We start from the raw sequence: 25,546 nt of genomic DNA, 5'->3' as shown, positions 1-25,546 counted from the left end.
TCGTGGCGGTGCGAACCAGGTGGCGGACGACGCTGGCGGTGGCGCTGGCGCTCGCCGCCCTGCTGCCCGCCGGCGGGCGGGCCGCCGCCGACGACGAGAAGATCCCCCTCGGCGGCGGCGCCGGGATCATCATCGACGGCGAGGCGTTCTGCACCCTGACCGCCATCGGCACCGACCGGACGGGATCACTGATCGGCTTCACCTCGGCGCACTGCGGCGGGCCGGGGGCGCAGGTGGCCGCCGAGAACGCCCGCGACAGCGGCGTCATCGGCACCATGGTGGCCGGCAACGACGCCCTCGACTACGCGGTGATCCGGTTCGATCCGGGCAAGGTCGCGCCGGTGTCTGACTGGAACGGCTTCGTCATCGACGGGATCGGCCCCGACCCGGTGTTCGGTCAGGTCGCCTGCAAACTCGGCCGCACCACCGGCTACTCCTGCGGAGTGACCTGGGGCCCGGGCCAGGAGCCGGGCACCATCATCAATCAGGCCTGCGGTCAGCCGGGGGACTCCGGCGCTCCGGTGACGGTGAACAACAAACTCGTCGGGATGATCCACGGCGCGTTCAGCGAGGGTCTGCCCACCTGCATCATCAAGTTCATCCCGCTGCACACGCCGGCGGTCACGATGTCGGTCAACGCCATCCTGGCCGATCTTGCCGCCAAGAACCGGCCCGGAGCCGGGTTCGTCCCGACGGCGCCGCCGCCTGCCGGCCAGACCTGAGATCAGGTCTGGGCCTTGCTGGCCCGGATGGCCTCGAACACCGTCGGATCCACCAGCGTCGAGGTGTCCCCGAGTTCGCGGCCCTCGGCGACGTCGCGCAGCAACCGGCGCATGATCTTGCCGCTGCGGGTCTTCGGCAACTCCGGAACCACGTGAATCTCGCGGGGTCTGGCGATCGGCGAGATCTCCCGGGACACCTGCGCGCGCAACTCCTCGACCATGTCGCGGGGATCCATGTCGGCGTGGTGAGCCTTGAGGATGACGAAGGCGCAGATCGCCTGACCGGTGTGCGCGTCGGTGGCACCGACCACCGCCGCCTCGGCGACGCCGGCGTGGCCGACCAGAGCGGATTCCACCTCGGCGGTCGAGATGCGATGTCCGGAGACATTCATCACGTCGTCGATGCGGCCGAGCACCCAGATCTCCCCGTCGCTGCCGTACCGGGCGCCGTCGCCGGCGAAGTACCAGCCCTGCTCGGCGAACCGCGACCAGTAGGTCTCCCGGTAGCGGTCCGGATCCCGCCAGAGTCCCCGCAGCATCGACGGCCAGGGCTTGTCGAGCACCAGGTAGCCGTTGACCTGTTCGCCGTGCTCGGGGGAGGGCGGCAACTCGGTGCCGTCGTCGTCGACGATCTTGGCCGAGATGCCCGGAAGGGGCCGCATCGCCGAACCCGGCTTGCAGGTGGTCACCCCGGGCAGCGGAGAGATCATCACCGCGCCGGTCTCGGTCTGCCACCAGGTGTCGACTACCGGGGTGCGGTCTGCGCCGAACACCAGGCGATACCAGCGCCAGGCTTCGGGGTTGATCGGCTCACCCACCGAACCCAGCAGACGAAGACTGGACAGATCGTGTTCGAAGGCGATACCCCGGCCCCACTTCATGAAGGTCCGGACGAGCGTGGGGGCGGTGTAGTAGATCGTCACGCCGTACTTCTCGATGATCTGGAAGTGCCGGTGCTCGTCGGGTGAGTTTGGCGTGCCCTCGTAGACGACCATGGTGGATCCGTTGGACAGCGGGCCGTACACGATGTAGCTGTGCCCGGTCACCCAGCCGATGTCGGCCGTGCACCAGTACACGTCGGTCTCCGGCTTGATGTCGAAGACGTTGTAGTGGGTGTAGGACGCCTGGGTGAGATAGCCCCCCGAGGTGTGCATGATGCCTTTGGGTTTGCCGGTGGTGCCCGAGGTGTAGAGCAGGAACAGAAGCTGTTCGGAGTCGAACGCCTCCGGGCTGTGCTCGGCGGCGGCCTTTTCGACGGTGTCGTGCCACCACAGGTCGCGCCCGTCCGTCCACGGCACGTCCATGCCGGTGCGGCGCACCACCAGGACGTGCTGCACGCAGCGCTGTCCCTCGACCGCCTCGTCGACGGCGGTCTTGAGCGGGGCCGCGCTCCCGCGCCGGTACTGGCCGTCGGTGGTGATGACCAGTTTGGCTTCGGCGTCCTCGATGCGGGCCCGCAGTGCGGCGGCCGAGAATCCGGCGAAGACCACCGAGTGCATGATGCCCAGTCGCGCACAGGCGAGCATCGCGACGATCGCCTCGGGAACCATGGGCATGTAGATCGCCACCCGGTCGCCGGCGACCAGCCCGAGTTCGGTCAGCGTGTTGGCCGCCCGGCACACGCTGTCCTTGAGCTCGCGGTAGGTGATGGTGCGGGAGTCACCGACGGGTTCGCCCTCCCAGTGGATGGCCACCCGCTGCCCGTTGCCGGCCTCGACGTGCCGGTCGACGCAGTTGTAGGCGACGTTGAGCCGCCCGCCGACGAACCACTTCGCCACCGGCGCATCAGACCAGTCCAGGACCTCGGTGAACGGGGTCTGCCAGGACAGCCGGCGGGCCTGCTCGGCCCAGAACTCCAGCCGATCCGCCTCGGCCTCGTCGTAGAGATCGGCGGTCGCATTGGCGTTGGCGGCGAACGCGCCCGGAGGGGCGTAACCAGACGGGGCGGCGCTTGTCGGGGCGGCGTTCTCGGGGACCATGCGCCGAGCATAGAACGCTCCCCGGGTCGGGCAGGGTCGGTTGAATCGGCCTCGGCTACTAGCGTGACGGGATATGAGCGGCGCCGGCGGAAGTGGATCAGGAGCGCTCGCCGGGCTGATGGATCTTGCGGGTGTGGCCGAGGCGGCCGAGGCGGCGCGGGTCGCGCTGGGCAAGGCGCACCGGCACCGCGCCAATCTGCGCAACTGGCCGGTGACCTCAACCGAGTCGGCGGTGCGCGGCGCGCGGGCGTCGGCGGCACTCGACGGCGGCGGGACGCGGCTGGATGGTGTCGCCGGTGATCCGGTACTGGCCGGCGCGCTGCGCGTCGGCCAGGCGCTCGAAGGCGGGACGACCAGCGTGGTGGGCGTGTGGCGGCGTGCCCCCCTGCAGGCGCTGGCCCGACTGCACGCGCTCGCGGCCGCCGATCTGGTCGGCGGTGACGACCTGGGTCGGCCCCGCCGCGACTCCGGGGTTGCCGACCGCCTGGAACTGCTGACCGCGGTGGTGATCGCGGACCGCAGCGTGCCCGCGCCGGTCCTGGCCGGCGTCGCGCACGGCGAGATACTCACCCTGGTCCCCTTCGGAAGCGCCGATGGTGTGGTGGCGCGGGCGGTTTCGCGTGTGATCACGATGACCAGCGGCCTCGATCCGCACGGGCTGGGTGTTCCCGAGGTGTTCTGGCTGCGTCGCGCCGACGAGTATCGCGCCGCGGCGGAGGCTTTCGCCGCCGGCGGCCCCGACAACGTCGGGCGATGGCTGCTGCTGTGCTGTCGGGCGCTGGAAGATGGTGCGCGAGAGGCGTTGTCCATCGCCGAGGCCGCGTCGGGATGATCGAGCAGACCCGGGACCGTCCCAAGAGAACATTCCAGAGAACATGAAGCGGGCGGCGCTCCGAATCGAGTTCGGCTCGCCGCCCGCTAGCACGGTTTCGTGGTTACCAGGCGTGCTCTGTGGGTTGCGTGGGACGGCCTCGGCGACATCGCGGTGCGCTTCGGAAGTGACTTCGCCCAAGAAGCCAAGCGATCCGATCGCTTCCCGCGATTTCGCAGGCCCGCAACACTTTTGCCATCATCGCGGCGTGCTCCGCGTGGGTGCCCGGAACCGTGCTGGGTCACTTGGATCGGGAGGAAGAACCTTCTCTTCCGGTCCTGCCTTGGCCTCACCAAGCGTCCGTGCTTCTTTTCTACTCCGTGACGGCCGTCACAGCAAGGGTCAATCGATAACAGTTCGGTTCGTGTCACGGCGACAGCCGGCGCAGCACTGACGACGTCAGCGAGTAGGTCAGCGCGCCGGCGGCGAGCGCGGTCAGTCCCACCGCGGCGGTGGTGGCCACCGCGGCACCCGAGGGTGCTGGGATACGACTGCGCAGCGGCACCGGCCGGGAGAAGGTCAGGCTGGGCCAGCCCCGCGCGGCGGCCTCTTTTCTCAGCGCGCGGTCGGCGTTGACCGCCGTGGGGTGACCGACCGCCTCCAGCATCGCCAGGTCGGTCACCGAGTCGGAGTAGGCGTAGCAGTGCTCCAGCGGATAGCCCTCAAGTGCTGCCAGCTCGCGCACCGCGGCGGCTTTCGCCTCACCGTGACAGTAAAATTCGACCTCGCCGGTGTACTTGCCGTCCTCGACCACCATGCGCGTGGCCATGGCGTGAGTGGCGCCCAGCGCACGCGCGATGGGCGCGACGATCTCCTGGCCTGACGCCGAGACGATCACCACGTCGCGTCCGCAGAGCCGGTGATCGGCGATCAACTCGGCCGCCTCGGCGAAGATCAGCGGGTCGACGATTTCGTGCAGCGTTTCGTTGACGATCGCCCTGACCTGTTCGACATCCCAGCCGGCGCACATGCTGGTCACGTTCGAGCGCATCCGGTCCATCTGATCACCATCGGCACCAGACATGACAAGCAGGAATTGGGCGTAGCTCGCCTTGAGGACGGCCCGCCGATTGAGCAACCCCTGGCTGAAGAAGGGCTTGCTGAACGCCAGCGCGCTGGACTTCGCGATCACGGTCTTGTCCAGGTCGAAGAACGCGGCGGTACGTCCGGGCTCCGCCGGCACCCCGGTGGGCTGGCTCACCTCCCCAGGATAGGGGTGTGCGAGATGGCACAGCCCGCCCGAAATGGCAGAACCCGCCACCTGTCGGTTCCTGAAGTTTCACAGCGAACTCGTGGCTTGAGTACCTCCGAGGGTCTTTTTCGGCCCCGTTGGTCTGTGTATATTCGCTTTTACTCCGCGTAAGCTGAGTGTGCATCAGCCCGACCCCCCGGGGCTGATGTACGACGACCCTCGCCTCCTCCCCCCCTGGCGAGGGTCGTCCTTTTTCGGGGTACTCCAGTTATCCCCGGACCGCCCGCCATCCACAGTCGCGGCGCCGGCTGCTGGCGCCTGCGGGCGAGCGCGGTCACCGTGGGCACATGACCTCCAGTGCGCCGGTGGTGCTCGTGCTGCTCACCGGTTTCGAGTTGTCGCAGAGCGCCGACCGGGTGGCGGCTGCGGCGGGCGCGCGCAGCGTCCGCACGCGCACCCCCGGCGGCAGGACGTGGCGGACCGCTGCCGCGGTCCTCGTCGATGAGGACGCCGCCCGCCGGTGTGCCCGCGCCGGACTGCCCCGCCGCGACGGGGTGTTCCTGGTGGGCGCGGGCGAGCCGTCCGCCGCGGCGTGGGCCGCCGCGCTCGACGTCGGCGCGCAGCGGCTGTGCACCCTGCCCGAACAGGAAGCCGAACTGGTCGGCCGGGTGTCCGAGGCGGCCGAGACCGGAGCCGCGAGCGCGCGGCGGGGAGGGGTCATCGCCGTCACGGCCGGGCGCGGCGGCGGCGGGGCGTCGGTGTTCGCCACCGCCCTGGCGCAGACCGCCGGCGAATCGCTGCTGATCGACCTCGACCCCTGCGGGGGCGGTATCGACCTGCTGCTCGGCGGGGAATCCGCACCGGGACTGCGGTGGCCGGACCTCAATCTGCAGGGCGGCCGGCTGGGTTGGCACGCGGTGCGCGAGGTCTTGCCGCGCCGGGGGCGGGTCAGCGTGCTCTCGTCCGCGCGCGGCTATCACCACATCGATCCCGAACCGGTCGCAGCGGTCGTGGAAGCGGGCCGGCGCGGCGGCGCGGTCGTGGTCTGCGACGTCCCCCGCCAGCCGGCGCCGGCCGCACTCTGCGCGCTGGAGGCCGCCGACCTCGTCGTCGTGGTCACCAGTTGCGACGTCCGGGGAATCGCCGCCGCCGCCGCGACGCTGGGGGTGCTGCGCTCGGCCAACCCCAATGTCGGACTGGTGCTGCGCGGACCCTCGCCGGGCGGGCTGGGGCCGCGCGAGGCCGCTGACGCGACGGCGGCTCCGGTACTGGCCGCGATGCGGCCCGAACCGCTGCTCGACCGTCGGCTGGAAACCGGCGGCCTGCGCCTCGGTCGTCGCTCGCCCCTCGCCGGCGCGGCCCGTCGGGTGCTCGGCGTGCGGCCCGCAACCGGGATCCGAGCGGCATGAGCGGATCGCTCATCGACCGGGTCCGGGAACGCCTCGCCGCCGAGTCGGCACCGCTTCGCCCCACCGTTGTCGCGGCCGCGATCAGGGCCGAGTCCGGGGGCGTCCTCGGCGACACCGCGGTGCTCAGCAATCTGCGACTGCTCGAGACCGAACTGACCGGCGCCGGGCCGTTGGAACCGCTGCTTCGCGCGCCGGGCACCACCGACGTTCTGGTGACCGCCCCCGACGCCGTCTGGGTGGACGATGGGAATGGGTTGCGGCGCAGTGAGATCCGCTTCCCCGACGAGGCCTCGGTGCGAAGGCTCGCTCAGCGGCTGGCCGTCGCGGCCGGACGACGACTCGACGACGCGCAGCCCTGGGTCGACGGACAGCTCGAGGGTATGGGGGGCCCGCGGCAGACCGTGCGGCTGCACGCGGTGTTGCCGCCGGTGTCGGCAGCGGGGACGTGCCTGTCGCTGCGGGTACTGCGACCCGCCGACCAGGACTTGCCCGCTCTGGTCGCGGCGGGCGCCATCGCACCCGAGGCCGCCCGGCTGCTCACCGCCGTCATCGAGGCGCGGCTGGCCTTCCTGGTGTCCGGTGGCACCGGCGCGGGCAAGACGACCCTGCTGGCGGCCGCCCTGGGCGCGGTCGCCGCCGGCGAACGGATCATCTGCGTCGAGGACGCCCCGGAGTTGGCGCCGCGGCACCCGCACCTGGTCCGACTGGTCGCCCGCAACGCCAACGTCGAGGGGGCCGGCGAGATCACGCTCCGGCAGTTGGTTCGCCAAGCGCTGCGGATGCGTCCGGACCGCCTGGTCGTCGGGGAGGTTCGGGGCGCGGAGGTCGCCGATCTGCTCGCGGCCCTCAACACCGGCCACGACGGAGGGGCCGGAACCGTGCACGCCAACAGTCCCGCCGAGGTGCCGGCCCGCCTGGAGGCACTGGCGGCACTGGGCGGGCTGGACCGCGGCGCGCTGCACAGTCAACTGGCGGCGGCCGTCCAGGTCGTGCTGCACGTCCGGCGGGGTCCCGACGGCCGCCGGCTGGACGAGATCGCACTGTTGCGCCCCGATGAGGGCGGCCGGGTGCGCGCCCTGCCGGTCTGGCAGGCGGGTCGCGGTGTGCGCGCCGGCATCGAGCCCCTGCGCCGGCTGATCGCCGAACGGCGCGGCCGGTGACGGGGACGCCGCACTTCGTGCTGGGATCGCTGCCGGGACTGCTGCTGGCGGCCGCGCTGCTGGTGCTGCCGACGCGCCCGGCTCGCGGACTGCCGCCCACCGCGCGGCGCCGGCGGGCGGGCCGGCCACCGGAGCGCTACGTCGCGGCGATCCTCCCGGCCACCGGTCTGCTGCTCGCGGTGCTGGTCTCACCGGCAGTGGGCGCGGTCGCCGTCAGCGGGTCGTCGGTGCTCTGGCTGCGTCGCCGCCGGCGCCGGCGACGACAGCACCGGCGGGCCGAGGGCGAGGCGATGACGACCGCGCTGGAGGTGCTCGTCGGCGAGTTGCGGGCGGGCGCCCATCCGGTGCACGCGTTCGCCACCGCCGCGGCCGAGTCCGCCGGCGCGGTGCGGCTCTCGCTGCAGGGGGTCGCCACCCGGGCCCGGTTGGGTGCCGACGTGGCGGCGGGTCTGCGCTGCGCCGCCGCCACCTCCCCGGTACCGGTGTACTGGGACCGGCTCGCGGTCTGCTGGCAGTTGGCGGGCGAGCACGGCCTGGCGATGTCGGCGCTGATGCGCGCCGCCCGGCGCGACATCGTCGACCGGCAGAGGTTCACCGACCGGGTCGAGGCCGGACTGGCCGGGGCCCGGGCCACGGCCACCATCCTCGCCGGGTTGCCCGTCCTCGGGGTGCTGCTGGGTCAACTCGTCGGTGCCGATCCGGTCGGTTTCCTGCTCGGCGGCGGGCTGGGGGGCTGGCTGCTGCTCGTCGGGGCCGTCCTGCTCGGGGCCGGGATCCTCTGGTCGGACCGGATCATCGACAGGCACGCACCATGATCGCGGCGGCGCTGCTGCTGGCCGTCGCGGTGCTGATCGCGGACCGACGGCCCGGGGCGCGACTGCGGGCGGGCGTCGCGGGCGAGGAGTCCGTCGCGGCCGGCGCCCACCGGGCCGCCGCCGCCGCCGACCCGCTGGCCGCCGCCTCCGCTCTCGACGTCCTGGCGGTGTGCCTGTCGGCGGGCATGGCGGTTTCGGCGGCGGCCGCCGCAACCGCGCCCTCGGCGCCGCCCGAGTTGGGCGCACTGCTGCAACGGGCGGCCGACCTGCTGCGGTTGGGCGCCGACCCGGAGACCGCCTGGTCGGTGGACGCCGCCCCGGTCGACCACCACTGCGAGGCGCTGGCCCGGCTGGCGCGCCGGTCGGCGTTGTCCGGCAGCGCCCTGGCGGGCGCCGTCGCCGAACTGGCCGAGCGCTCCCGGCAGGACGCCGCCCACGCCGCCGCGGCCGCCTCCGAGCGGGCCGGGGTCCTCATCGCCGGCCCGCTGGGTCTGTGCTTCCTTCCGGCCTTCGTCTGTGTGGGGGTGGTCCCCGTGGTCGCCGGGTTGGCCGCAGACGTCTTCACCGCGGGACTGCTGTGACCGCGGAGCTGTTCACCCGCCGCCCCGACAACCGAGGCCGGCGCATTCACGAGAGGAACGACGGTGTCAGACAAACAGACGGTGTCAGAAAAACACATGTCAGAAAACAAGAAGGCGACGAGAGTCGTTGCAGCGCTGCGGATCCGGCTATCCGGGTTGGCGGCCGACGAGTCGGGCATGTCCACCGTGGAGTACGCCATCGGCACCATCGCCGCCGCGGCGTTCGGCGCGATCCTCTACCAGGTCGTCACCGGCGACTCGATCGTCGGCGCGCTGACCGCGATCATCACTCGCGCACTCAACACCGGGGTGTAGGCGATGGCGGGTTCAGCACCGTGGAGGCCGCGCTGGCGATCGCCAGCCTGGTGGCGGTGCTGCTGGTGTGCCTCGCCGGTCTGGCGGCGCTGTCGACGCAGGTGCGCTGCATCGACGCCGCCCGCGAGGCGGCCCGGCTCGCCGCGCGCGGTGACGGTCGGGCGGTCATCGCGGCCCGCGCCGTGGCGCCGGGGGCGGCGGTGGACCTTCGCCGCGACGGTCCCTACGTGCGGGCCCGGGTCAGCACCCGCTCACCCGGGCTTGCCCTGTTTCCCGGGTTTGTCGTCGCCGCCGAGGCCGTCGCCGCTCTCGAGCGCTGACGCCGGCTCGGCGTCGGTGCTCGCGGCCGCCCTCGTCGCCGCGCTGGTGTCGGTGACCGCCGGGGGACTGGCGGTCGGCTCCGCCGTGGTCGCTCGGCACCGCGCTCAGGCGGCCGCCGACCTGGCCGCGGTGGCCGCGGCGGGAAAACTCCCGGGCGGACCGCTCCTCGCCTGCCGCGAAGCGCTTGCGGTGGCGGTGGCGATGCGCTCGGCGCTGGAGGGTTGTGACATCGACCGGCTCGACGTCGTGGTGCGCGTGTCGGTCCAGCCGGGCCGAATCGGCGGGCGGGCCCTGGCCTCGGCGCGAGCCGGTCCGGCCGACCTCGAGTGACCGCCGGCTAGCCCGGCTGTTCCCCGTCGGACTCCAAACCAGCGTCGGCGAGTTCCACCGCGGTGGGCGAGCGCAGCGTCACCAACCCGCCGTAGACGCCGTCTTCGAGTTCGATGCGGTTGATGGTGGCGTGGATCGGCACCCAGCCGCCGTCGTTTCCGGGCAGCCGCAACACCGCGGTGGTCATCCCGGTCTCCAGGTCGGCCCTCATCCGATCCGCGTAGTGGTCGCGGTCCTCGGGATGCATCTTGACCGGGTTTCGCCAGTCGAACAGGGGGCAGGGGTCATCGACCCACTTCAGCAGCGTCCAGTTCGCGAGGTTGACGATGGCCCGGTAGGCCCCTGGCTGGGCCAGCCCGTCGAGGATGCGCTGGGCCAGATGGTCGGGGGGAAGCGGTGTTTCGCCGACCTGCTCGACGATGTTCATCGACCGGGCGATCAGATGCTCGCTGCCGTCCTCGGCCTGCTCCAACATCGTGCGGCTGCACCACCCGACGCGGCGGAACTTCCCCTGTTTGTCGGTGAACCCCCACGTCGTGGCATAGGTCCGGCCCGGCGCGAAGTCGATTGTCCCGGCGAGGGTCTTGGCCTCGCCCGGGTTGACACTGCCGCTCGGGATGTCGTCGGCCAGCGGACGGTCGGTCAGTGGCTCCACCGACGGATCCATCCCGACGTTCTCCAGGAACTCGACGGTGGCGGTGCTCGTGCCGAGGGTCAGGTAGGTCTTCAGCGGACCGGGCATCGGGCGGTCGGGTGGCTCGGCGTCGGGGGTCCCGCACCACACGTGCACGCCGTGGATGCTGCCGTCGGGCATCTGGACCGGTTCGGTGCGGATCACCCGCTTGTTCTTCGGGGTGATGCTGGCCAGCCCGGCCCCGGCGGCGACGGTCTCGGTGATCGCGGTCTGGATCGCCGCGAGGTTGGGGCTGCGCCGCAGGAAGACGGCGATCGGAACGAAGTTCTTCATCTGCCGGCCCTGGGCGACGACCTCAGGTTGCTCGCCCAGGGTCTCGACCAGCAGCCACTCCTGGGTCACGGCCGTCAGCTTAGCCCTCGCGCGGCAGCGGTCCGGCCGAGTCGCTTTCGCCGTCGTTGTTGCGGGGCCACCCCGCGTCGGCGTAACTTACGGTCACGCCCCCGGGCTTGCCGACGGATCGCGTTGTCCGACCGTTCGTCTCAGTTGTCTCCTGCGTCGCGGCTGTCGACCGTTGTCGAGGGGTCGGTCGGCGGCCGCGTGTCAGGGCTGGCGCTTCCCAGCGCGGCGAGCACCAGCCGCAGCACGGCGAGCGCCCCGTCTTTGTCGAGGGGGTCGTTGCCGTTGCCGCACTTGGGTGACTGGACACACGACGGGCAGCCCCTCGGGCACTCGCACGCCCCGATCGCGTCGGCCGTCGCGCCGAGCCACACCGCCGCCGTGCGGTACCCGCGTTCGGCGAAACCCGCCCCGCCGGGATGCCCGTCGTAGACGAATACGGTGGGAAGTCCGTCCTCACCGGCCGCCGTCGACACCCCGCCGATGTCGCCGCGATCGCAACTGGCCACCAGCGGCAGCAGTCCGATCGCGGCATGCTCGGCGGCGTGCAGCGAGCCTGCGACGCGTTCGGGCCCAACACCGTTGCGCTGCAACGCCTCCGCGGTGACCGTGTACATCACGGCGGTGGTCGCCAGATTCTGGGCGGGCATGTCGAGTTCGACGAAGTCGATCACCTCACCGGAGGATCCCCGGCGCAGGTACCCGATCACCTGCCGGGTGACCGACACCGGCACCAGCCCCAGCGTCACGGCGCCGAAGTCGGTCCGCTCCCCGTCGGCGGTGACGGTGATGTCGGTGACCTCCCGGGCGAAGGTCGAGTAGCCGGGATCCTCGGCTCTGACCAGAGCGACGGACCGCTCGAGGTCGAGGGAGTCGACGACGTAGCTCTCGCCCTGGTGCAGATAGACCGCGCCGGGATGCACCGTCGCGGGCGCGCGCCCGGCTTCGGTGCTGCCCAGCAGCCGGCCGGTGTCGGCCTCGACGATCGCGACCGTGCCCCCCACCGCGCCGCGGATGTCCACCGCCCGGTGCGGGTCGACACCGGGGGCGGGGAAGTACTGTCCGCCGCGTCGGCGCAGCAGGCCCTCGGCCACCAGCGCCTCGGCCACCGCTTGGGCCGCCCCGTCGCGCAGCTCGTCGACGCCGACCGGCAACTCGGCGGCGGCGCAGAGCAGATGCGGCCCCAGCACGTAGGGATTGGACGGGTCGATGACGACGTGCTCGACCGGTCGTTCCAGCAGGGCCTGCGGGTGGTGCACCAGGTAGGTGTCCAGCGGATCGTCGCGCGCGATCAGCACCACCAGCGCCCCCTGCCCGCGTCGGCCCGAGCGCCCGGCCTGCTGCCAGAAGGACGCGACGGTGCCCGGAAAGCCGGCCAGCAGCACCGCGTCCAGCCCGGCGATGTCGATACCGAGTTCCAGGGCGTTGGTGGTGGCCACGCCCCGCAGCTCGCCGTCAGCCAGTGCCCGCTCCAGCAGCCGGCGGTCCTCGGCCAGGTAGCCGGCGCGGTAGGAGGCGACAGTGTCGGCCAGGTGCGGGGCGATGTCCTCAAGCCGGGAGCGGGTCCGCATCGCGGTCAGTTCAGCGCCCCGACGCGACCGGACGAAGGTGAGGGTGCGGGCGCCCTCGGCGACCAGATCGGCCATCATGCGGGCGGCCTCCGCGCCGGCGGAGCGCCGCACCGGCGCACCGTTCTCGCCGACGAGGTCGGCCAGCAGTTCCGGTTCCCACAGCGCGACCGTGCGGGCACCGTGCGGCGAACCGTCCTCGGTGATCTCGGCGACCGGCCGGCCTATCAGCCGGGACGCCGCCGCACCGGGGCAGGCAGTCGTGGCGCTGGCGAAAATCACCGTCGGGCCGGGGCTGCCGCTCGGGGCGTAGCGTCGGCACAGCCGCAGCAGACGTCGCAGTACCAAAGCCACATGGGAGCCGAAAACCCCTCGGTAGCAATGGCATTCGTCGACCACGATGAACCGAAGCCCGCGCAGGAACACGGCCCACCGGGCGTGCCGGGCAAGCAGTGCCACATGCACCATGTCGGGATTGGAGAACACCCAGCGCGACCGCTCCCGGGCGAAGGCGCGAACCTCGGGGGAGGTGTCGCCGTCGAAGGGTGTCGGGGCCGCGTCGGCCAGACCCGGCACCGACGCACACAGAGCGTGGGCGGCGCGCAGCTGGTCGTGGCCCAGAGCCTTGGTCGGCGAGAGGTAGAGCGCCCGCGCCCGCGGGTCACGCGCCAGCGCGTCGAGGATGGGCAGCTGGAAGGCGAGCGACTTGCCCGACGCGGTGCCCGTGCTGATCACCACGTCCTGCCCGGAGTGCGCCAGGTCGGCCGCGGCGAGCTGATGCGACCAGGCGGTGGTGATCCCCAGGTCGGCCAGCGCCCCGCGCACCTCCGCGGCGACCCACGGCGACCACGGGGCGGGCCGGGCCTGCCGGGCGGGGATCTCCGCGACGTGGCGCAGCGGACCCTCGGCCGCGGTCCCCGGGCCATCGCAGATGCCGGCCAGCAGCGCACCGCCGAAACTCACAGCCACCGGGAACCCTCCGAGATCCGCACCTCTGTCGGGAACCAATTGTCCCCCGGACTGTCCCTGGCGGCACCGGACGTGGTTGGATAGAGGTGGTCGCAGCTTCTGTGCTCGTGCTCGTCACTCGCAGGATCGACGTTGCGGTCGCGGTTCCTGCGAGGGTCTGTAGGTCGGATTGATCCGGCTAATCCACGAAGGATTGCGGTCGGAACCGGCCCGACGCTCCGGAACATCGGAGCGCCGCCCCCGGGAAAGAGAAGGAAAGTACGAAAAATGCCACAGGGGACTGTGAAGTGGTTCAACGCGGAGAAGGGCTTCGGCTTCATCGCGCCAGAGGATGGATCCGCCGACGTGTTTGTCCACTACACGGAAATCCAGGGATCGGGATTCCGAACCCTTGAAGAGAATCAGCGGGTCGAGTTCGAGGTAGGTCAGAGCCCCAAGGGGCCCCAGGCCATGGGCGTGCGCTCCATCTGAGTCCACGCAAGCAAAACACCCCCGCACTCCCTTCGGGCAGCGCGGGGGTGTTTTCGTAGGGCGACGGCGGCTCGCCGAACGGGGCGGGCGCCCGCGCTGGCCTACTGTCAAGCTGTGAGCCAGCTCTCCTTCTTCTCCGCCGAGTCGGTGCCGCCCGCGGTCACCGATCTCACCGGGGTGCTGGCAGCGGCCGGTCAGGTCGTCACGGTCGGCGGGGGAGCCCGGCTGTCGGTGGTCGTCGCCGCCGTCTGGCGGGCGGCCGCGCTGGCCGAGATGATGACCGCGGTCGGTCTGCAGGCGGAGATCACCCGCACCGACGAGCACACCCCACTGGTGCGCACCGCCGTCGACCCGCGGCTGGTCGGGATCGCCGCGGAATGGACCCGCGGTGCGGTCAAAACCGTGCCACCGCGCTGGCTGCCGGGCCCCCGGGAGCTGCGGGCCTGGACCCTCGCGGCCGGCGAACCCGACGCCGACCGCTACCTGCTGGGCCTGGACCCACACGCCCCGGACACCCACTCGCCGCTGGCGTCGGCCCTGATGCGGGTGGGCATCGCACCGACCCTGATCGGCACCCGGGGGGCCCGGCCCGCGCTGCGGATCAGCGGCCGGCGGCGGCTATCGCGGCTGGTGGAGAACGTCGGCGACCCCCCCGAGGGCCCCGAGGCGGAGGCGGCCTGGCCCCGCGTCTGAATCGCGCGTCCCGGGGAGTCGGTTTGCGCGCGCCGGTACGGGGGTGCGAGATTGTCAGATGCCTGGGTGCAGCGCAGGCCGAACGGGACGAAAGCACAGAACGGGAGCTCAGGCGCAGTTGGCTGACGACGATCGGCCCGAGGCAGAGGGCAGCGGGCGCGACAACGGCAATGTCCGGCGGCTCGTCATCGTCGAGTCGCCCACCAAAGCGCGCAAAATCGCCGGCTACCTGGGCCCCAACTACGTCGTGGAGTCCTCCCGCGGGCACATCCGCGACCTGCCCCGGGTTGCCGCCGACGTGCCGGCCAAGTTCAAGTCCGAGCCGTGGGCACGGCTGGGGGTCAACGTCGACCACGACTTCGAGCCGCTCTACGTCGTCAGCCCGGAGAAGAAGGCGACCGTCAGCGAACTGAAGAGTCTGCTCAAGGACGTCGACGAGCTCTACCTGGCCACCGACGGCGACCGGGAGGGCGAGGCCATCGCCTGGCACCTGCTGGAGACGCTCAAGCCGCGCATTCCGGTCCGGCGGATGGTGTTCCACGAGATCACCGGCCCGGCGATCCGTGCGGCGGCGGAATCCCCGCGCGAGCTGGACAGCGACCTGGTCGACGCCCAGGAGACCCGCCGGATCCTGGACCGGCTCTACGGCTACGAAGTCAGCCCGGTGCTGTGGAAGAAGGTCGCGCCGAAGCTTTCCGCCGGCCGGGTCCAGTCGGTGGCGACGCGCATCATCGTCCAGCGCGAACGGGAGCGGATGGCGTTTCGCAGCGCCGGCTACTGGGACGTGCTGGCCGAACTGGACGCCAGCGTATCCGACCCCGACGCCAGCCCGCCCCGGTTCACCGCCCGGCTCGTCGCCGTCGACGGCAAGCGGGTCGCGACCGGACGCGACTTCGACCCCCAGGGGGCGGTGCGCAAACCCGGCGAGGTGGTCGTGCTCGACGAGCAGGCGGCCACGTCGCTGGCGGCCGGCTTGGAGGGGGTCAGCCTGGCGGTGGCCTCGGTGGAGGAGAAGCCCTACACCCGCCGCCCCTATCCGCCGTTCATCACCTCCACCCTGCAGCAGGAGGCCGGCCGCAAGCTTCGCTTCAGCTCGGAGCGCACCATGAGCGTCGCCCAGCGGCTCTACGAGAACGGCTACATCACCTACATGCGGACCGACTCCACGACGCTGTCGCCGACCGCGATCGATGCCGCCCGCAATCAGGCCCGCCAGCTCTACGGCGACGAGTACGTGCACCCCTCGCCGCGGCAGTACACCCGCAAGGTCAAGAACGCCCAGGAGGCGCACGAGGCGATCCGGCCCGCCGGAGACACCTTCGCCACCCCCGGTGCGCTGCACGCCGAACTCGATTCCGACGGGTTCCGGCTCTACGAGCTGATCTGGCAGCGCACGGTCGCCTCGCAGATGGCCGACGCCCGCGGCACCACGCTGAGCCTGCGGATCGCCGGCCAGACCGCCGAGGGCCGGCAGGCCACCTTCGCCGCCAGCGGCCGCACCATCACCTTCGCGGGGTTCCTCAAGGCCTACGTCGAGACCGTCGATGAACTCGCCGGCGGCGAGGCCGACGATGCCGAGAGCCGGCTGCCGCAGCTGCGGCAGGGCCAGAGCGTGGCGGCGACGAGGCTGACCCCCGACGGCCACACCACCACTCCGCCCGCCCGGTTCACCGAGGCGTCGCTGATCAAGGCGCTCGAGGAGCTGGGCATCGGCCGCCCCTCGACCTACTCCTCGATCATCAAGACGATCCAGGACCGCGGCTATGTGAACAAGAAGGGCAGCGCGCTGGTGCCGTCCTGGGTGGCGTTCGCCGTGACCGGACTGCTCGAGCAGCACTTCGGGCGCCTGGTCGACTACGACTTCACCGCCGCCATGGAGGACGAACTCGACGAGATCGCCAACGGCCACGAGCAGCGGACCAACTGGCTGCACAACTTCTACTTCGGCGGCGAGCACGGCGTTCCGCATTCGATCGCCCGGGCCGGCGGACTCAAGAAACTGGTCGGGGTCAACCTCGAGGGCATCGACGCGCGGGAGGTCAACTCCATCGCGCTGTTCGACGACGCCGACGGCAGACCGATCTATGTGCGGGTCGGCAAGAACGGCCCGTACCTCGAGCGGATGATCCCCGGCGAGGACGGCGAACCGACCCCGCAGCGGGCGAACCTCAACGACGCGATCACCCCCGACGAGTTGACCCTGGAACTCGCCGAGACCCTCTTCGCCACGCCGCAGGAGGGCCGCGTACTCGGCGTCGACCCGGCGACCGGTCACGAGATCGTCGCCCGCGACGGCCGCTACGGACCGTACGTGACCGAGGTGCTGCCCCCGCTGCCGGAGCCGCCGGACGACGGTGACGCGGCGCCGAAGAAGTCCAAGAAGCCCACCGGTCCCAAACCCCGCACCGGGTCACTGCTCCGGTCCATGGACCTGGAATCGGTCACCCTGCAGGACGCGCTCAAACTGCTGTCACTGCCGCGTGTGGTGGGCACCGATCCGCAGACCGGCGAGGAGATCACCGCCCAGAACGGGCGATACGGTCCATACCTCAAGCGCGGCACCGACTCCCGGTCACTGGCCACCGAGGATCAGATCTTCGAGATCGACCTGTCCGAAGCGCTGCGGATCTACGCCGAACCCAAGCGCCGGGGCGCCCGGGGTGCGGCCGCGCCGCCGTTGCGCGAACTCGGCGTGGACCAGGCCTCGGGCCGGCCGATGGTGGTGAAGAACGGCAGGTTCGGGCCGTACGTCACCGACGGTGAGACCAATGCGAGTCTGCGCAAGGGCGACGACGTGGCGACCATCACCGACGAGCGCGCGTCCGAACTGCTGGCCGACCGGCGCGCCCGCGGCCCGGTCACGCGGACCGCCAAGAAGACAGCCCGCAAGAAGGCCCCGGCCAAGAAGCGCTGACCGGGTCGCCCGTTCAGACCCTCTCGTCGACGGTCGCCATCGTCAGCGGTCGGGCAAGTTGGGTGGGCGCGGTGCGGCCGCGCAGTTCGACGACTTCGCCGACCTCCCAGCACAGTGCCTCGGCATCCGGTGCGCCGCTGACGGTGATCGCCGACGCGAGCACATGGCCGTGCTCGAGTTTGGCCAGTTCGGTCAACCGGGCGGCCTCGTTGACCGGGTCGCCGATCACGGTGTACTCGAATCGGGCCTGCGCCCCCACGTGGCCGGCGATCGCCCGCCCGGCCGAGACGCCGATGCCGAACTCGGTCTGGCCCAGCGCCCCGATCAGCTCGTCGTGCAGCTCCCGGGAGGCCGCCAGCGCCGCCCCGGCGGCGTCGGGATGCTCCAGCGGGGCGCCGAAAATGCACAGCGCGGCGTCGCCCTGGAACTTGTTGACGAACCCGCCGTGGCGCTGCACGGTCTCGACGACGATCCGGAAGAAGTCGTTGAGCAGTCCGACGACCTCACCCGGCGGGCGGGTCGCGGCCAATTGCGTCGAGCCGACGAGGTCGATGAACAGCACCGCGACGTCGCGCTCCTGACCGCCCAACTCGGTGCCGCGTTCGAGGGCGCGCCGGGCGACGTCCTCGCCGACGTAGCGCCCGAACAGGTCCCGCAGCCGCTGGCGCTCGCTGAGTTCGCGAACCATGTCGTTGAAGCCGGCCTGCAGCAAGCCCAGTTCGGTGGCGTCGTAGATCTGCATGTGGGCGTTGTAGTTCCCGCGCTGGACCTCACCGAGGGCCCACCGCAGCTGGCGCAGCGGGTCGGCGATCGCCATCGACGACAGCACGTTGCCGAACAGGCCGACCAGCAACGCCGCGACGGCCATCAGCAGCACCGGCCCGAACAGGCTGTCCGCCGACACCTCCAGCAGGGAGAACTTGGCGGCGGAAATGGAGAGCACGATCATCAGCAGCGGCACCCCGGTGGACAGCATCCAGGTCAGCACCAGCCGCAGCACGACCCCCGGGCGGCGGAAACCCACGGGCGTTCCGCCGCGCAGCGCCGCGACGGCCACCGGCCGCAGCACCCGCTCGGACTGCAGGTATCCGATGATCGCCGTCGCGGTCGCGCCCAGCAGGGTCGCCGCGGCCAGTACCGGTGCGACGTGGCTGGCGACCGGCCAGCTCAGCCCGATGAACACCACCGAACCGATCACCCAGTTGACCATGCTGATCAGCACCCGGTAGGCGGGCATTCGCAGCGCCCGCAGCCGGGCCTGCTCGAAGACGGCCGGGTCGTCGTCGGTCAGTTGCTCGTCCTGCCGTTGCCAACGGAATACCGGCACCAGCAGGCGCAGGCTGATGACGGTGCCGGCGGTGAAGGCCGCGAGGATGTAGCCGAGCAGGACCACCAGATTCGTTGTCGGCAGGTCCTGAAGCCGGAGCCGGTCGGCGGGGGGCAGACCGAATCGGAGGAAGCCGAGTACCAGCAGGGCGCCGATGATGTCGGCCTGCAGGATGCCCAGCGAAAACACCGGCCAGGGTGTGCGCGCGAGCCAGCGAACGAAGTCCCGGATCCGCTTGCGCGTGGCCGGCGCGCTGTTCACCCGCTCACCGTAGCGGCCCCGTCGCGAGGTCGGGGTGGCGCAGTACTGTCGATAGCGATGGCAGAGGTTTTCGCGCGGCTGCTGGGACAGGGCGCGGTCGCGGCGGAGTTGGTGGCCGCGGCCACCGCGGCGCGCGATACCCGCGGTCAGCACGGCGACGGCACGGCGGCGCCCGGCGCCATGACCCACGCCTGGCTGTTCACCGGGCCGCCCGGGTCGGGCCGCTCGGTCGCCGCGCTGTGCTTCGCCGCCGCGCTGCAGTGCACCGCCGACGGCGAACCCGGCTGCGGGCGCTGCCGGGCCTGCACCTCGACTTTGGCCGGCACCCACGCCGACGTCCGCCGGATCGTCCCGGAGGGTCTGTCTATCGGGGTCGACGAGATGCGGTCGGTGGTGGCGACGGCGGCACGCCGGCCCAGCACCGGCCGCTGGCAGGTCGTCGTCATCGAGGACGCCGACCGGTTGACCGAAGGTGCGGCGAACGCGCTGCTGAAGGTCGTCGAGGAACCGCCTCCGCTGACCGTGTTCCTGCTGTGCGCCCCCTCGGTGGACCCCGCCGACGTGGCGGTCACGCTGCGCTCGCGGTGCCGCCATGTGCCCCTGGTGACCCCGACGCCGGCGGCGATCGCGCGGGTCCTCGTCGACGTCGACGGCATCGGCGAGCAGGAGGCGCGCTGGGCGGCGGTGGTCAGCGGCGGCCACGTCGGCCGGGCGCGACGGCTGGCGACGGACCCCGACGCCCGCGCGCGCCGGGCCGGCGCGCTGGATCTGGCCCGCGACGCGGCGACGCCGCAGCGCGCCTACGCGGCCGCCGAGGAACTGGTCGCGGCTGCCGAGGCGGAGGCCCGCGCGCTGACCTCCGGACGCGACGAAGCCGAGACCGAGGAGCTGCGCACCGCGCTGGGTGCCGGGGGCACTGGCAAGGGGACCGCCGGGGCGCTGCGGGGCGCCGCCGGCGCCCTCAAGGATCTGGAGCGCCGCCAGAAATCCCGGCAGACCCGGGCCTCGCGGGACGCCCTGGACCGGGCGCTGATCGACCTGGCCTCCTTTTTCCGGGACGCGCTGATCGCCGCGGCCGCCGGCGCCGAGGGCCGGGGCCAGCCGGGGGTGGCGGCCAACCATCCCGACATGGCGGAGCGGACCGCCGCGCTGGCCGCGGCGGCGTCGCCGCAGCGGCTGCTGCGCTGCATCGAGGCCGTGCTTGTCTGCCGGGAGGCGCTGGCGGCCAACGTCAAGCCCAAGTTCGCCGTCCACGCACTGGTCGCCGCGGTGGGCGAAGCCCTCGAGCCCGCGGGCTGAGCGGGATCGGGGTATAAACTGCCCTTTGCTGTGTGCCAGGCCGCCTTAGCTCAGTCGGCAGAGCGATTCACTCGTAATGAATAGGTCGGGGGTTCGATTCCCCCAGGCGGCTCGCTTGTGATCTGTCACGCCGCTGCGGCGTTTCTTTCAGCAATGAGGCCCGCTCTCCGCTAGAGTCTGGTCCGGTCTCAGGTTTTCTCAGACGCCCCGAGACCCCCGTTAGGCCCGGCCTGCCGAGCCGAGCGGGTCTGACCAGAGGTTTCAGCCAGGAAGGGCCCGGCAAACTTTTTTCAACTTTCTTGCCCAAACCCCTAGACACTCAGGTTTCACTCAGGTAACTTTCAGAAATCGCTCAGCGCGACCCGCGCCGGGTACTACCTCGGAAGGACGAGACCATGCAGATCTCACTTCGTTCGCAGATGATCGCGGGCGCCGTCGCCGTGGTCGGCGCCAGCGCCGTCGCGATGACCCCCGTAATGGCCAACGGTGCCGGCTTGCCGGTGCTGTCGGCCTCGCCGGCTGTTTCTCTGTCGGCGTTCGCAAACCCGATCGACGCCCTGCTCGGCGTCGTGGGGGTGACCGGCCAGTACCTGCTGTCCACCGCTTACGGCTCCGGCGCAGGGGGCGCCGCGTTGAACTGGCCGGCGTCGGGCATCGGCGCGGTGCTCAACGACACCATCCTGCCGCTGACTCCGAGTGCTCTGATCCCCGCCGGGGCGCCGGGCTACCAGGCGGTCGGCATCGTGGGTCAGCTTCTTGCCGACCCGCTGCCGGTGGCGCGGCAGTTCGTCGACAACCTGGTCGGGTACGGCAACTCGCTGCTGGCGGCCGGGCTGTCGGTGGCGGGTGACTTCTCCGACATCCTGTGGAGCATCCCGGCCACCGCGGTGACCGTGGTGCTGGACCTGCTCTCGCTGGACATCAACGCGGCGATCGCCGCCATCACCGGGGCGGTCTCGGCGGCGGTGGCCTCGGTCAACAGCGCCGTCAACACGGTCATCACCGCCGCGAACAACCTGGTGGCCTCGGTCATCAACAACGCCACCGCGGTTCTCGACACGATCGTCGAGGTGGCTCCGACCCTGGTGACCGCGACCACCGCGCAGGTCGGGTACCTGTTCACCAAGGTGCAGACCTACATCAACAACGTGGTCACGGCGGTCTCCTCCTTCGATGTGGAGGCGGTCTGGAACACGGTGGTCGTCGACTTCCTCAGCGTGGCGGGGCTGCCCGGCGATGTGCTGAATCTGACCGCCGGTGCCGGCGTGCAGGTCGGCCCCAACCCGCTGACGCAGTTCATCCCGAGCATCCGCACCGAGGGCCAGGCCGCCAGCTACGCGGTGGCCTACGCCCTGGAGTCGGGAACTGCTCCGCTGCCGCCGCCGTCGGCGGTCGAGGCGGCACCGGCGGCTGCGGCTCCGACTGCGGCTGAGGTCAAGGTCGCGGTGGACGCCGGTCCGGCGACCGTGGCTGCCGACAGCGGTGCTTCGGAGGCGGCGGCTGCCGACTCCGGCGGTGCCGGTGACGGCGCGGCCTCCGGTGGCGCGGATGCGCCGGCGGCTTCGGATGCCGGTTCGGCCGGTGGCTCGGAGTCGGCGGCTGCCCCCGCGGGCGGTTCGTCGAAGGCCAAGGCCAAGGCCGGGGCGACGCGCTCGGCGCGCTGAGTCCCCGGGTCCGACAGGCCGGCCCACTAGACCGGCCCCTTAGACCGGCCCACTAGACCGGCCCCTTAGACCAAGGCGCCCCCCTTCCGCCGAAGGGGGGCGTCTTGCTGTCGGTGTTGCTGTCGGTGTTGCTGTCCATGCCCGAACCGCGGGGCGGGCCGTAGGCTCGGGTCGTGCCCCGGGCAGCGCGCGATAAGAACGGTCACGCACCGAAGGTGTGCGTGACCTGCGGGCGGCCGTTCGAGTGGCGGCGCAAGTGGGCGCGGGACTGGGAGAACGTGCGCTACTGCGGGGAGCGGTGCCGCCGGTCGGGCTGATCTGGGTAAACGGCAACATGTCAGACCCCGCGGGCATCATGGCGACTGTGTATGACTCAACCCCGCCCCTGCCTGCCGACTCCTCCGATCTCGCCGATCTCGCCGACCCGGTCGGCGCTGTCGTCGCCGTGGATCTGTCGCGACTGTTCGTGCGGCTTTGTTTGAGCTGGGCGGAACCGATGGTCGGTGAACTTGCCGCGCGGGAGGTGACGCTGCGCCAGCCCGGCGGCACCGCGCTGATGAACAGGCTCCTGGTCCAGCGGTTTTACCGCCGCATGGACCCTGAGGTTTTCTCCCAGTTCAGCCGGTGTGTGCCGCTGCCGCACGCCGCCCGCGCACTGGCCCGTGCCGAGGAGGCGCTGCGCGAGCAGTTCGGGTTGGTCGTCGAGATCGCGGTGGCCAACCTCCTCGACCGGGGCCGGGACGCGGCCATCCAGTTGATCGCGATCGCGGCCACGGTGGCGGGCCGCGACGTGCGGACCCTGCTCGCGGAGATCATCGCCGAGAGCCGGGACTGAACGCAGACGACCGGGTCCGGCGCCGCGTGGCGGATCAGCGCGGTGCGAGGAAGCCCACCGGGCCCGCGGCCACACACACCGACAGCCCGTCGGTCGCCGCCCGCACGCCGACCGCCTCGCCCGCCCCGGACAGGCGCACGTACACCCGGTTCAGCCCCGGCTTGACCGGCACCTTGGACTCCGCGCCCGTCGCCAGCGCCATCAGCACGCTGCCGTCGGTGTTGGCCAGGTAGTTGATCTCGGCGGTCCAGTCGGCCGGCAGCAGCGGACCATCCAGAGGCATGCGTGCCGGGGCGTCCGGTTGGATCAGGTATCCGCACTGCGGCGCGGGCCCGGGCAGGATCCGGCGCACCCAGGTCACGTCGGCGTCGAGAAGCCCGCCCGCCGAGTCGAGCATCCGCAACCTGTCGGTGTGGTCGGCGAACGGGGGCCGCTCGGCCAGCAGTGCGAACAGATGGCTGGCCAGGTTCTCCGGCCGGACCACCCGCGCCAGGATCAGCGGGTCGACCTCCTGGTCGAGCAGCGGGGACTCCTGCTGCCGCGCGGCGGCGGCGAGGCTGTCGACCGCGTTGGTCAGGTAGGCCTTGGTCGGGTTGTCCTGCCAGCTGGCCAGAAAGGTCCGGGTGGAAACCAGGCTGCTGGCCACGAAAGCCGCGGTAAGGCCCGCGACGGCAAAGGTGCGCTGTCGAGACGAAAACCGTTGCGCCCGAGTGCGATACGGCGCACACATGCCGACCGCGGCCAGCAGCGCGAGCACCACAACGAGATCGGGCAGGTAGCGCAGCGTCTGGGCGAGTTCCAGCGCGGTGAAGGCCGAGGATCGCATCAGGTAGATCGGAACCTGGCAGAGCGCGACGTAGCCGACGGCAGCCAGCCACAGCACCCCGATGCGCCGTTTGACCGCCATCGAGACGACCACCGCCGCCAGCAGCGCCGCCCAGCCCAGGATCATCGCGGCCGGCGGCGGCACCGCCCAGGGCGAAGCCGGCGCCCACCGCTGCCACTGCCACGGTCCGCCGATCAGGCCCGGCACGATCCCGTGGGTCACCGAGCGGCTCAGCAGGTCCCACGTCATCGGCAGGTCGAAGCTCCACCGGCGTTGGTCGACCACGACGAGGTAGAGCACCAGCCATGCCGCCGTCACACCCAGGGCGCCCACCCACAGCCGCAGGCCCCGGCGCCACACCGTCCGCACGCAGTGCGGGTCGCCCCGCACGTGGCTCAGCAGTACCGCCACCCCGAAGGCCACCACGGGGATCACCGCCGACTTCTCGAAGAACAGCAACCCGACCAGGTAGGCCAGCAGGGCCGTCGCGGCGTAGCGCTGGTTGCCGGTGCGAACGAGCAGCACCGCATCCGCGGATGCCCATGCCATCGCCGCCAGCATGGGCAGACTGTTCAGCGCGGCGGCCCACCACGCGAACCCCGGCACGCCCAGCGGGGTGAACAGCGCAAAGCACAGCGGCGCCAGCAGCGCCGGCCGCCAGCCGAGGATCACGTACAGCGCGCGCAGCAGCGCCAGCGATGCCGCGAGCCCGAGCACCACCATGCTCACCGCCGGCCAGGTCCACACCAGCGGGGCCGCACGGATGATCAGTCCGCCGAGCAGGAATCCCCCCGGCATCACGTGACCGTCGTGGTCGTCGAACAGATACGGCAGCGACAGCAGCGGGTGCGTTCCGGCCCGGCCCACCAGGATCAGGTCATCCCAGTAGAAGTATCCGCCGAACGCCAGCCACGCCCGGAGAATCGTCTGCAGCCCGATCGCGGTCAGCGCGACCGCGGCGACCGGGGGTACGCGCGCGGCGGTGCGGACGGCCATCGCCACGACTGTACGGGCGGTGATCGGCGCTGCGTATGGTGGAGCGGATGCGGACCCTGGTCACCGGCGCGGCCGGCTTCATCGGCTCCACCCTGGTCGACCGCCTGCTGGCCGACGGGCACTCGGTGGTCGGAGTGGACGACCTGAGCTCTGGCCGGGAGGCGAACCTCGGCCACGCCCGCACCCATGACGGCTTCAGTTTCACGCAGGCCGACATCGTCACCGTTGATCTGATCGGTCTGCTGGCCGAGGTCAAGCCCGAGGTGGTCTACCACCTTGCCGCACAGATCGATGTGCGGCGCTCGGTGGCCGATCCGGAGTTGGATGCGACGGTCAACGTGGTGGGCACCATCCGGCTGGCCGAGGCGGCGCGGCGGGCCGGGGTGCGCAAGGTGGTGAACACGTCCTCGGGCGGCTCCATCTACGGCGTCCCGCGCAACTACCCGACCAGCGAGTCGGTTCCGCCCGACCCGGCATCACCGTACGCGGCGGGCAAGGTCGCCGCCGAGACGTATCTCAACGCCTTTCGCCACCTCTACGGCCTGGACTGCTCGCATATCGCGCCGGCGAATGTCTATGGACCCCGGCAGGATCCGCACGGCGAAGCGGGTGTCGTCGCGATCTTCACCCAGGCCCTGCTGGCCGGCAGACCCACCACCGTGTTCGGCGACGGCGGCAACACGCGCGACTACGTCTACGTCGACGACGTCGTCGACGCGTTCGTGCGGGCCTCCGGATCGGCCGGGGCCGGTCAGCGGTTCAACGTCGGCACCGCGGTGGAGACCAGCGACCGCGATCTGCACACCGCGGTGGCCGCGGCCGTCGGCGCCGCCGACGAACCGGAGTTCGCCCCGCCCCGGCTGGGCGACCTCAGGCGATCCTGCCTGGACGTGCGCAAGGCCGAGATGGTGCTGGGCTGGCGTCCCCGGATCCGCCTCGCCGAGGGGTTGCGCAGCACCGCCGAGTACTTCCGCACCGCGGATTGCTGACCAGCC

23 protein-coding genes and 1 tRNA gene are annotated in these 25,546 nt (G+C 71.6%); 18 read left to right on the top strand and 6 right to left on the bottom strand.

Features of this window, described 5'->3' with window-relative positions; translation table 11 throughout:
- The first annotated feature begins 44 nt into the window (after positions 1-44).
- Complete coding sequence (locus ACKOB8_RS09670) at positions 45-722, top strand: S1 family peptidase (protein WP_526377011.1); 678 nt, start codon at positions 45-47, stop codon at positions 720-722.
- A 2-nt stretch (positions 723-724) separates the two neighbouring features.
- Here ACKOB8_RS09670 and acs read toward each other — a convergent pair whose 3' ends face one another.
- Complete coding sequence (gene acs, locus ACKOB8_RS09665; protein ID WP_526376991.1) at positions 725-2,701, bottom strand: acetate--CoA ligase; 1,977 nt, start codon at positions 2,699-2,701, stop codon at positions 725-727.
- A 73-nt stretch (positions 2,702-2,774) separates the two neighbouring features.
- Here acs and ACKOB8_RS09660 point away from each other — a divergent pair, with 73 nt between their 5' ends.
- Positions 2,775-3,533, top strand: coding sequence for a Fic family protein (locus tag ACKOB8_RS09660; protein WP_526376990.1), 759 nt, complete (start codon positions 2,775-2,777; stop codon positions 3,531-3,533).
- Positions 3,534-3,939: 406 nt separating this feature from the next.
- On the opposite strand, the gene ACKOB8_RS09655 is transcribed toward ACKOB8_RS09660, so the two are convergent.
- Positions 3,940-4,773 (bottom strand): HAD-IB family hydrolase, encoded by an 834-nt coding sequence (locus ACKOB8_RS09655; RefSeq protein ID WP_526376989.1) that lies wholly within the window; start codon positions 4,771-4,773, stop codon positions 3,940-3,942.
- A 338-nt stretch (positions 4,774-5,111) separates the two neighbouring features.
- Here ACKOB8_RS09655 and ssd point away from each other — a divergent pair, with 338 nt between their 5' ends.
- From ssd to ACKOB8_RS09620, 7 genes are all read left to right on the top strand, one after another.
- The gene (gene ssd, locus ACKOB8_RS09650) at positions 5,112-6,173 is read left to right on the top strand and encodes a septum site-determining protein Ssd (RefSeq protein WP_526376988.1); all 1,062 of its coding nucleotides are present in this window, start codon (positions 5,112-5,114) and stop codon (positions 6,171-6,173) included.
- Positions 6,170-7,333 (top strand): TadA family conjugal transfer-associated ATPase, encoded by a 1,164-nt coding sequence (locus ACKOB8_RS09645; RefSeq protein WP_526376987.1) that lies wholly within the window; start codon positions 6,170-6,172, stop codon positions 7,331-7,333. Before ssd ends, ACKOB8_RS09645 begins: the two co-directional genes overlap by 4 nt.
- A 17-nt stretch (positions 7,334-7,350) precedes the next feature.
- Positions 7,351-8,148 carry a type II secretion system F family protein gene (locus ACKOB8_RS09640; RefSeq protein WP_526377010.1) on the top strand — a complete coding sequence of 266 codons (798 nt, stop codon included), beginning with the start codon at positions 7,351-7,353 and terminating at the stop codon, positions 8,146-8,148.
- A complete protein-coding gene (locus ACKOB8_RS09635) occupies positions 8,145-8,729 on the top strand; it encodes a type II secretion system F family protein (RefSeq protein WP_526376986.1) in 585 nt (194 codons plus the stop codon). The genes ACKOB8_RS09640 and ACKOB8_RS09635 overlap by 4 nt, the downstream gene beginning before the upstream one ends.
- Positions 8,730-8,825: 96 nt before the next feature.
- Positions 8,826-9,044 carry a DUF4244 domain-containing protein gene (locus ACKOB8_RS09630; protein WP_526376985.1) on the top strand — a complete coding sequence of 73 codons (219 nt, stop codon included), beginning with the start codon at positions 8,826-8,828 and terminating at the stop codon, positions 9,042-9,044.
- A gap of 20 nt (positions 9,045-9,064) precedes the next feature.
- Positions 9,065-9,364 (top strand): TadE family type IV pilus minor pilin, encoded by a 300-nt coding sequence (locus ACKOB8_RS09625; protein WP_526376984.1) that lies wholly within the window; start codon positions 9,065-9,067, stop codon positions 9,362-9,364.
- A complete protein-coding gene (locus ACKOB8_RS09620) occupies positions 9,306-9,695 on the top strand; it encodes an Rv3654c family TadE-like protein (protein ID WP_526376983.1) in 390 nt (129 codons plus the stop codon). The genes ACKOB8_RS09625 and ACKOB8_RS09620 overlap by 59 nt, the downstream gene beginning before the upstream one ends.
- 7 nt (positions 9,696-9,702) lie before the next feature.
- Here ACKOB8_RS09620 and ACKOB8_RS09615 read toward each other — a convergent pair whose 3' ends face one another.
- Positions 9,703-10,731, bottom strand: coding sequence for a PAS domain-containing protein (locus ACKOB8_RS09615; RefSeq protein WP_526376982.1), 1,029 nt, complete (start codon positions 10,729-10,731; stop codon positions 9,703-9,705).
- Positions 10,732-10,871: 140 nt separating this feature from the next.
- Entirely contained in the window at positions 10,872-13,259 is a 2,388-nt protein-coding gene (gene sftH / locus ACKOB8_RS09610; RefSeq protein ID WP_526377009.1) for a DNA 3'-5' helicase SftH, read from the bottom strand.
- 273 nt (positions 13,260-13,532) lie between these two features.
- Between sftH and ACKOB8_RS09605 the strand changes: the two genes are divergently transcribed.
- The 3 genes from ACKOB8_RS09605 to topA all read left to right on the top strand — a co-directional run bounded on the left by ACKOB8_RS09605 (position 13,533) and on the right by topA (position 17,343).
- The gene (locus tag ACKOB8_RS09605) at positions 13,533-13,736 is read left to right on the top strand and encodes a cold-shock protein (protein WP_526376981.1); all 204 of its coding nucleotides are present in this window, start codon (positions 13,533-13,535) and stop codon (positions 13,734-13,736) included.
- Positions 13,737-13,850: 114 nt separating this feature from the next.
- A complete protein-coding gene (locus ACKOB8_RS09600; protein WP_526376980.1) occupies positions 13,851-14,429 on the top strand; it encodes a hypothetical protein in 579 nt (192 codons plus the stop codon).
- A 118-nt stretch (positions 14,430-14,547) separates the two neighbouring features.
- Positions 14,548-17,343: a type I DNA topoisomerase gene (gene topA, locus ACKOB8_RS09595; RefSeq protein WP_526376979.1), complete on the top strand. Its 2,796-nt coding sequence runs from the start codon at positions 14,548-14,550 to the stop codon at positions 17,341-17,343.
- Positions 17,344-17,356: 13 nt separating this feature from the next.
- On the opposite strand, the gene ACKOB8_RS09590 is transcribed toward topA, so the two are convergent.
- A complete protein-coding gene (locus tag ACKOB8_RS09590; protein WP_526376978.1) occupies positions 17,357-18,931 on the bottom strand; it encodes an adenylate/guanylate cyclase domain-containing protein in 1,575 nt (524 codons plus the stop codon).
- A gap of 57 nt (positions 18,932-18,988) precedes the next feature.
- Between ACKOB8_RS09590 and ACKOB8_RS09585 the strand changes: the two genes are divergently transcribed.
- The 5 genes from ACKOB8_RS09585 (at position 18,989) to ACKOB8_RS09565 (ending at position 22,729) form a co-directional block, all read left to right on the top strand.
- Positions 18,989-20,230, top strand: a complete 1,242-nt coding sequence (locus ACKOB8_RS09585) for a DNA polymerase III subunit delta' (protein WP_526376977.1) — start codon at positions 18,989-18,991, stop codon at positions 20,228-20,230.
- Between the two features lie 39 nt (positions 20,231-20,269).
- Positions 20,270-20,342 (top strand) — tRNA-Thr (locus tag ACKOB8_RS09580).
- A 283-nt stretch (positions 20,343-20,625) separates the two neighbouring features.
- A complete protein-coding gene (locus ACKOB8_RS09575) occupies positions 20,626-21,894 on the top strand; it encodes a hypothetical protein (RefSeq protein WP_526376976.1) in 1,269 nt (422 codons plus the stop codon).
- Between the two features lie 173 nt (positions 21,895-22,067).
- A complete protein-coding gene (locus ACKOB8_RS09570) occupies positions 22,068-22,211 on the top strand; it encodes a DUF2256 domain-containing protein (protein WP_526376975.1) in 144 nt (47 codons plus the stop codon).
- A 47-nt stretch (positions 22,212-22,258) separates the two neighbouring features.
- Positions 22,259-22,729 carry a hypothetical protein gene (locus ACKOB8_RS09565; protein ID WP_526376974.1) on the top strand — a complete coding sequence of 157 codons (471 nt, stop codon included), beginning with the start codon at positions 22,259-22,261 and terminating at the stop codon, positions 22,727-22,729.
- Positions 22,730-22,763: 34 nt separating this feature from the next.
- Here the strand turns inward: ACKOB8_RS09565 and ACKOB8_RS09560 are convergent, their stop codons facing one another.
- Positions 22,764-24,551, bottom strand: a complete 1,788-nt coding sequence (locus ACKOB8_RS09560; RefSeq protein ID WP_526376973.1) for a hypothetical protein — start codon at positions 24,549-24,551, stop codon at positions 22,764-22,766.
- A gap of 47 nt (positions 24,552-24,598) precedes the next feature.
- Here ACKOB8_RS09560 and ACKOB8_RS09555 point away from each other — a divergent pair, with 47 nt between their 5' ends.
- Positions 24,599-25,540: an NAD-dependent epimerase/dehydratase family protein gene (locus ACKOB8_RS09555; RefSeq protein ID WP_526376972.1), complete on the top strand. Its 942-nt coding sequence runs from the start codon at positions 24,599-24,601 to the stop codon at positions 25,538-25,540.
- Positions 25,541-25,546 lie beyond the last annotated feature (6 nt).

The sequence above is a fragment of the Mycobacterium sp. genome, assembly GCF_046091765.1.
Classification (GTDB): Bacteria; Actinomycetota; Actinomycetes; order Mycobacteriales; family Mycobacteriaceae; genus Mycobacterium.
Note: the sequence above shows the minus strand (reverse complement) of the source record. Positions and strands in the feature narration are given on the sequence as shown.

Coding starts and splice junctions, on each gene's coding strand:
- ACKOB8_RS09635 (WP_526376986.1), top strand. CDS start 8,145: ATGATCGCGGCGGCGCTGCTGCTGGCCGTCGCGGTGCTGATCGCGGAC.
- ACKOB8_RS09575 (WP_526376976.1), top strand. CDS start 20,626: ATGCAGATCTCACTTCGTTCGCAGATGATCGCGGGCGCCGTCGCCGTG.
- ACKOB8_RS09605 (WP_526376981.1), top strand. CDS start 13,533: ATGCCACAGGGGACTGTGAAGTGGTTCAACGCGGAGAAGGGCTTCGGC.
- ssd (WP_526376988.1), top strand. CDS start 5,112: ATGACCTCCAGTGCGCCGGTGGTGCTCGTGCTGCTCACCGGTTTCGAG.
- ACKOB8_RS09630 (WP_526376985.1), top strand. CDS start 8,826: ATGTCAGAAAACAAGAAGGCGACGAGAGTCGTTGCAGCGCTGCGGATC.
- ACKOB8_RS09585 (WP_526376977.1), top strand. CDS start 18,989: ATGGCAGAGGTTTTCGCGCGGCTGCTGGGACAGGGCGCGGTCGCGGCG.
- ACKOB8_RS09645 (WP_526376987.1), top strand. CDS start 6,170: ATGAGCGGATCGCTCATCGACCGGGTCCGGGAACGCCTCGCCGCCGAG.
- acs (WP_526376991.1), bottom strand. CDS start 2,701: ATGGTCCCCGAGAACGCCGCCCCGACAAGCGCCGCCCCGTCTGGTTAC.
- ACKOB8_RS09555 (WP_526376972.1), top strand. CDS start 24,599: ATGCGGACCCTGGTCACCGGCGCGGCCGGCTTCATCGGCTCCACCCTG.
- ACKOB8_RS09560 (WP_526376973.1), bottom strand. CDS start 24,551: ATGGCCGTCCGCACCGCCGCGCGCGTACCCCCGGTCGCCGCGGTCGCG.
- ACKOB8_RS09660 (WP_526376990.1), top strand. CDS start 2,775: ATGAGCGGCGCCGGCGGAAGTGGATCAGGAGCGCTCGCCGGGCTGATG.